Here is a 6449-nt window from a genome sequence, read left to right on the forward strand (position 1 = left end):
CGGCATTCGGTCGCCTGCCCAGCTCGAATCATCCGGCTGCCGAAGTACCACCGGCATCCGGGAGCCCACCCGAAGCGCGGATACCGAAACTGAGCAGGTACCCGATCATCCAGACCTCGCCGATGGTGGCAATCCCGGTCAGCACATCACCGATCGCCGACGGAGCATCCGGAGCGAGTTCGGTCAGATAGGTGGCGATCACATACGCCACTCCCCCGGCAATCAACACCCATCCGAGCAAAACCGGCATCACCCGCCTGCTTACGACTACATAACCCATCGGGATGAGCCACAGCCCGAAGAAGAGCCCTCCAACGTTCCAGGCGACTCCATTGAGTTGGTAGAGGATCTGGACCGTTGCAGCCTGATCGGCGCCCGGGGCAAGACTCGCGTCGCCCGCCACAGCCAGGGCGGTCGCCGAGAAGGCAGTTGCGACAAGGATCGCGGCGGCGTTGACCAACCCAAATGCGGCTATCGCCCCTGCAGCGAAGCTGTCCTCGCTGCGGAACAGCTTGAAGAACCACAGCGCCGCCAGGGCCTGAGTCAGCACAATGGTCAGGTCGGCAGCGACGCCCAACCGAGCTAGCGAAGCCCGATCTACCAAATTGGCCAGCGTTGCGCCGGCGTCGTCAGCCACGTACAGCTCGCCACGAACGAGCAGGAATCCGACGATTCCCGCCACAGCGAGGCCGAGATAGAAAACACCAGTCCATCGAGCCGTCGAAACAGGTGCTGACATGGCAAACCTCCACAGTTGGCTGCCAGACACCCTAGCGAGCAAACAGGGCGCGTCGGGATGGTTCAGTCACCGATCCGACCGCCGCCCGGCAGCTGATGCACCGCGGGAGGAGCGCAGCCCACCCGACGCGACCAACTGAGACGACGAGTGTCGTCACCCCGATCAGGAGGAGACGGCTGTGTCCGGGTCGAGCCCACGGCTGCCTCGTTGCTTCCGAATGCGCGGCCGGCGGTGCGCGGCCCGAGGCCGGTTTGGCAACCGTTCAGGTTTCCAAGAGCGATTCGGCGGGGACACGTTGCTCATTGGGAGCCGGCCGGGCCGCCTTCGTTCTTCCTGCGGTGATTAGGCCCACGCCGATCAAGATGAGGGGAAGAGCGATCAGGCCTTCGCCGGTGAGTGACTCCGAGCCGATGGTGAGTCCGAGGAACACCGCGACGACCGGGTTGACGTAGGCGTAGCTGGTGGCCAGGGCCGGGCGTACCCTGCGCAGCAGATACATGTAGGCGCTGAATGCGACGATTGACCCGAACACCGTCAGATAGGCAAGGCCGAGCCACGCTTCGAGTGGAGGCGTCGAGGCGATGTGTTCTCCGGTGGAGATGCCGATGGCCATGAGGAGCCCGCCACCGGTCAGCATCTCGGCGGCGATGACGGCCATCCCGGAGGGGAGGCTCGCCCGGCTGCTACGAATCGACCCGAGCGCCCAGCTGATCGGGGCAACGAGCATGATGATCGCGCCGGTCGGGTTGGTGGAGAAGTCTCCCTCGAGTCCCAGCAGCACCACCCCCGCCATCCCCACCGCCAGACCCCACCACTCCCACCGATTGGGCCATTTTCCGAGAACACCGGCGATCAGACCGGCCCACAGCGGCATGGCGGCCACGGCGGTGGCGGCCAGACCGGATCCGATCCCGGTTGATTCAGCCACTGTGACCATGCCTGTCCCGCCGACGATGAGAAGCGCACCGAGCTGAGCGGCCATCCACCACTGCCCGAAGGTGAGCCGGGCTTCCCGGTGGGCTGAAAACAGATACAGGACGGCTCCGGCGACCAGGAACCGGATACCGGTTCCCAGCAGCGGCGGGAATCCGATGACCATGTACTTGATGGCCAGGTAGGTCGATCCCCAGATGAGGTAGACGGCACCAAGCGCCGCGATCGTACGACGTGTCACTCGTTAGAAAGCCGGTCGGAGTTGGCGAGCCGGCGACGAACCTCGAGTTGCGAGGCGGCGCCTCGAGGAGCGGGGAAGGTTGGCCGCCAGCCGGATCCTCTTCTGAATCTCACGCTCCTTGGCATGGTGAAGAGCCAGGGCGGTTTCGGCGGTGAACGGGTTCACTGTTTTCTCCTTGGATCTTGCCAGATGCGTCATAATGAGTCATACTGGCTTTGAGTCCTTATCATATCAACCCCGATATAAGGAGTCAACAGGTTTATGGCTCATTACTCAACTGGAGCGGCTCTGGCCATCGATCTCGTGAACACGTATGACGTTCACGCAGGCGAGGAGTTGCTCGCCACGGCCGTCGCCCTGGCCGATTTCGCTGAAGAACACGGCCTTGGACGGGTGACGAGCACGCTTGACGACCTCCATCGTGTCAGGAGTGCTCGACCTCTGCTCAGAGAGGCCGTCCTGGCCGATGACGAAGCCACAGCGGTGGCTGCCCTCAACGATCTCCTCGCCTCTGCCGGTCCACAGCCACGTCTGGTGGAAGAGGATGGCGGCTGGACCTTTGCCTTTGCCGACCCGAAGGGCGGGCTTGGCAACCAGCTTGTTGCCGAGGCGGCAGGGCAGCTCCTACAGGAGATTCGGGGGCACGGACTGCGCCAGTTCTCGACCTGCGATAGTTCGACGTGTGAGGACGTGTTCGTCGACAAGTCCCGCAACCACTCGCGCCGGTACTGCACCCAGGACGTCTGCGGAAACCGTGAAGCCCAACGCGCCTACCGCGCCAGGCGAGCGGAACAGGCCGACGGCTGTTAGTCGCTGCGGCAGAGGCCGGCGGCCAACTCAGGCCGGGCCACCGCATAACGAGCCAAAGCTCGCCAACCGGAACCGCCGTGCCGAGGCAGGTCTCTTGGAGAGCCGAAGACGGCAGTTCAACCTGCCGGCGACCTCGCCAGTACCTGGAAAGGCATCTAGGCCCTAGCGCGTCGATATCCCGGCGGTATGTTGTAACTAGTACAGGAGCTCAATCGCGCCGGTGTGGGTTTTCGCCTTGGCGTGCTCGGATCGGCCTTGGGGGTGGATCATGAGTCACTATCGGAGCAACGTACGGGACATCGAGTTCAATCTCTTCGAAATGCTGGGCGTCCAAGAGCACATGGGCGCCGGCCCCTTCAGCCAGATGGATGAGGCTTCGGCACGAACCCTCCTGCGAGAGGCGGCTCGAATGGCAGCCGACGTATTCGCCGAGAGCTTCACCGAGGGCGACCGCACGCATCTGACACTCGAGAACGGTGAGGTGCACCTGCCGGTCGGGACCAAGCGAAGCATCGACGCCTATTTCGATGGAGAATGGCATCGGCTGATGCTGCCCGACCGACTGGGCGGTATGGGCGTTCCGAAGAGCTTGATGTGGGCGGTGAGCTCTATGTTCCTCGGTGCCAATCCCGCCGCCCTCTGTTTCACGAGCGCCCCTACCTGGGCGGCGTTGCTCGACCCGGTCGTCACCGAGCAACAGCGACAGCGCTTCCTGGTCCCCATGGTGGAGCGCCGCTGGGGTGCCACGATGGTGCTCACCGAAGCAGATGCAGGGAGCGACGTCGGCGCCGGGCGAACCAAAGCCGTTCCGGCCCAGGACGGGACCTGGCACATCACGGGCGTCAAACGCTTCATAACCAGCGGTGAGTTCGACTGGCCCGAGAACATCATGCACATGGTTCTCGCCCGACCCGCGGGGGCCGTCCCCGGCACCAGGGGACTGAGCATGTTCTTCGTCCCCAAGTTCTGGGTGGAAGAGGATGGTTCGCTTGCGGAACGCAACGGAGTCGTAGCGACGAAACTCGAGGACAAGATGGGCGTTCGGGGGTCCGCCACCTGCGAGCTCACATTCGGAGAGCACAAGCCTGCCCGGGGTGTGCTGGTCGGAGAGGTTCACGAGGGAATCCGCCAGATGTTTCGCATCATGGACTTCGCTCGTGTCTTCTTCGGTGGCAAGGCCCTCGAGACCCTGTCGACCGCTTACCTGCATGCGCTGGAGTACGCCAGGGTGCGCGTCCAGGGGGCCGATCTCGCCGAAGCTATCGACCCGGCGGCGTCCCCGGTGCCGATCATCCGTCATCCCGATGTACGTCGCATGCTGCTCGACCAGAAAGCCTTCGCCGAGGGACTGCGTGCAATGTTCTTGTACGCCGCCTCCCTCGAGGACCGGATGTGTCTCGATGCCGGCGACGAGGACGCCGCCAAGAGGAGAGAACTGCTGGTCCCCCTCATCAAGGGCTACGGATCGGAGAAATCCTATGAGCTCCTGGCACAATCGATGCAGGTGTTCGGAGGATCCGGATACATGCGCGACTATCCCATCGAGCAATACCTCCGCGACCTGAAGATCGACACGATCTGGGAAGGGACCACCGGTATCCAGGCCCTCGACCTGGTCTTCCGGAAGATCGCCAAAGACCAGGCGGCGACCGTGGGGCGGCTGTTCGAGGATATCCGCGTCACCGCCAAGGGCAACGGGCAGCTGGAGGACCACCGCATGCGGCTCGCCCAGGCACTGGACGACGTCGAGGGAATGCTCGGAAAGATGGTCGGCTTCCTGGGCGAGTCCATCTACCTGATCGGGTTGAACGCCACCCCGTTCATGTCCGCACTCGCCGAGCTCGTGGTCGGCTGGCTGCTGCTGCGGCAGGCCGAGATTGCCGTCGAGGCCCTCGAATCATCGTCCGCCGAGGACCGGGCGTTCTACGAGGGCAAGGTGGCGGCAAACGACTGGTACAACCGGACCGTCCTTCCCCGACTGGCTGCAAGCCGCACCGTCCTCATGAACACCACGCTGGCGCCGATGGAAATGGCGGAGGCGGCCTTCTAGCTGAAAGACGGATGTGGCGACGAAGCACGGTGATCCCCTGGAGCAGCTCAGCAGCCTCTGTTCTTGCGGAGTTGCAAACCACCCGTCGGCGGCGCGCCGGCTGGGGCCACTCCGACAAGAAGGGTGTCGCAAGGTTCCCAATGCGAGCGGATGATCCGTGCGGAAGCCGGGCCGGACGAAACAAGGAGCACTGATGTCGGACGATGTTAGAGAACCGCGACTTCCTCCACGATGGTTCATCCGTCTTGCGTGGCGGGTCCACCGTGGCCTGTACCGCATGACCGGGGGTCGATTCGGGCTGAGACGACCGGAAGGTGACCGATACGGAATGATGCGTCTAACGACAACGGGACGGCGCAGCGGCCGCCAGAGAAACGTGATAGTGGGCTACTTCGAGGATGGCCCGAACCTCGTGACCATGGCAATGAACGGTTGGGGCGAAGCCGAGCCCGCCTGGTGGCTCAATCTCCAGGCACAACCGCAAGCAAGCGTCGGTCTCCCCACGGGCGAACGCAAGGTCACCGGCCGCGCCGCCGATGGCGAAGAAAGGGCCCGACTTTGGGACCGGTGGCGCGAAATCGATTCCGATCTGGATGCCTATGCGGCGCGCCGGCCCACCGAGACGGCGGTTGTAGTGCTCGAGCCACTGCCGGGAAGCGGTGAGTGACCTCGGCAAGAGCCTGCCCGGCCGTTGAGCCCACATGTCCGCGGTGAGTTGCTACTTCCTCACGCATGATTCTTTCGCGGAGTTCCAGACTCGCCGCCATCGCATCGGAGTCGGCCTCCCCGCAGCCGCGTCTAACCTTCCACGTCGGTGAGTAACTCGTCCGGTCGAGATCTGCTCGGCCACGGGCGGGAAGTCACCACCCGCCGGCAGCTTCAGCCGTTACCACCCACCCGATCGACCAGATTCGAAAGGGGAAAGACCAACCCTGGTAGCGGGTCGGCCGACGCCTTGTGTGGCGCCATCGCGTCCGTCCTCAGGACCTCCGGCCCTGGTATTGCAAACCCGCACTGAGGCAAGATGACTGAGAAGACAGCGAGGAGGGCAACGTAGCGGCCGGACCGGACCCGGACATCGGACGCGGCACCACACGCTCGCCGGGTGTCGGCGTTCCGGCTGCGCTCGAGGGAGCCGCCCTCATGGTGTTCAATCTGGTCGCCACCCCCTTCATCGGGCGAAGGCGGCTGCGGTGGGGAACGGTGGAGACAGAGGCGGTTGATACCCTTCCGGGCGACGACCTGGTGACCGATCCCAAGTGGTCGTACACGCTGGGAATCGCCGTCGATGCATCCCCCGAGGCCGTATGGCCCTGGCTCGCCCAAATCGGGCAAGGCCGCGCCGGTTTCTACACCTACCAGACGCTCGAGAACATCGCCGGCTGCAGAATCACCAACACGACAGAGATCCTCCCCGACCACCAGCATCCGGCCGTCGGGGAAGACATCTACCTGCATCCGACCGCACCGCCGATGCGAATAGAGGTGGTGGATCCTCCGAACGCCCTGGTGCTCTTCGGGTCGCCCGCCGGCACGGGTGCCGGGGACAGCTGGGGAATGTCAACATGGCAGTTTGCCGTCCAACCCGGCCACGATGGCGGCAGCCGGCTACTGACCAGAGGCCGCTACGACCACACCCCGGATTGGAAGAGCCGCCTCGCCTTTGGGCGCTTCCC

Annotated in this window: 7 protein-coding genes; 4 read left to right on the plus strand and 3 right to left on the minus strand. The window is 64.2% G+C overall.

Annotated features, from left to right (window positions below; genetic code table 11):
- Positions 1-28: 28 nt before the first annotated feature.
- From VLT15_02905 to VLT15_02915, 3 genes are all read right to left on the minus strand, one after another.
- A complete protein-coding gene (locus tag VLT15_02905; protein ID HSR44167.1) occupies positions 29-739 on the minus strand; it encodes a DUF4386 domain-containing protein in 711 nt (236 codons plus the stop codon).
- Between the two features lie 262 nt (positions 740-1001).
- On the minus strand, positions 1002-1913 hold the full coding sequence (yedA, locus tag VLT15_02910) for a drug/metabolite exporter YedA (protein ID HSR44168.1): 912 nt from the start codon (positions 1911-1913) through the stop codon (positions 1002-1004).
- A 3-nt stretch (positions 1914-1916) separates the two neighbouring features.
- Positions 1917-2078, minus strand: coding sequence for a hypothetical protein (locus tag VLT15_02915; GenBank protein ID HSR44169.1), 162 nt, complete (start codon positions 2076-2078; stop codon positions 1917-1919).
- 96 nt (positions 2079-2174) lie between these two features.
- Between VLT15_02915 and VLT15_02920 the strand changes: the two genes are divergently transcribed.
- From VLT15_02920 to VLT15_02935, 4 genes are all read left to right on the plus strand, one after another.
- On the plus strand, positions 2175-2723 hold the full coding sequence (locus VLT15_02920; GenBank protein ID HSR44170.1) for a CGNR zinc finger domain-containing protein: 549 nt from the start codon (positions 2175-2177) through the stop codon (positions 2721-2723).
- Positions 2724-2991: 268 nt separating this feature from the next.
- Positions 2992-4773 carry an acyl-CoA dehydrogenase gene (locus VLT15_02925; protein HSR44171.1) on the plus strand — a complete coding sequence of 594 codons (1782 nt, stop codon included), beginning with the start codon at positions 2992-2994 and terminating at the stop codon, positions 4771-4773.
- 193 nt (positions 4774-4966) lie between these two features.
- Positions 4967-5440, plus strand: a complete 474-nt coding sequence (locus VLT15_02930; GenBank protein ID HSR44172.1) for a nitroreductase/quinone reductase family protein — start codon at positions 4967-4969, stop codon at positions 5438-5440.
- A 476-nt stretch (positions 5441-5916) separates the two neighbouring features.
- The coding region (locus VLT15_02935) for a hypothetical protein (protein HSR44173.1) at positions 5917-6449 on the plus strand (533 nt) is incomplete at its 3' end.

It is taken from the genome of Acidimicrobiia bacterium (assembly GCA_035471805.1).
Taxonomy (GTDB): domain Bacteria; phylum Actinomycetota; class Acidimicrobiia; order Spongiisociales; family JAHEDJ01; genus JAHEDJ01.

What these genes read in the sequence shown, in the direction of transcription:
- VLT15_02905 (HSR44167.1), bottom strand. Translation starts at nt 739, where the DNA reads ATGTCAGCACCTGTTTCGACGGCTCGATGGACTGGTGTTTTCTATCTC.
- VLT15_02920 (HSR44170.1), top strand. Translation starts at nt 2,175, where the DNA reads ATGGCTCATTACTCAACTGGAGCGGCTCTGGCCATCGATCTCGTGAAC.
- VLT15_02925 (HSR44171.1), top strand. Translation starts at nt 2,992, where the DNA reads ATGAGTCACTATCGGAGCAACGTACGGGACATCGAGTTCAATCTCTTC.
- VLT15_02930 (HSR44172.1), top strand. Translation starts at nt 4,967, where the DNA reads ATGTCGGACGATGTTAGAGAACCGCGACTTCCTCCACGATGGTTCATC.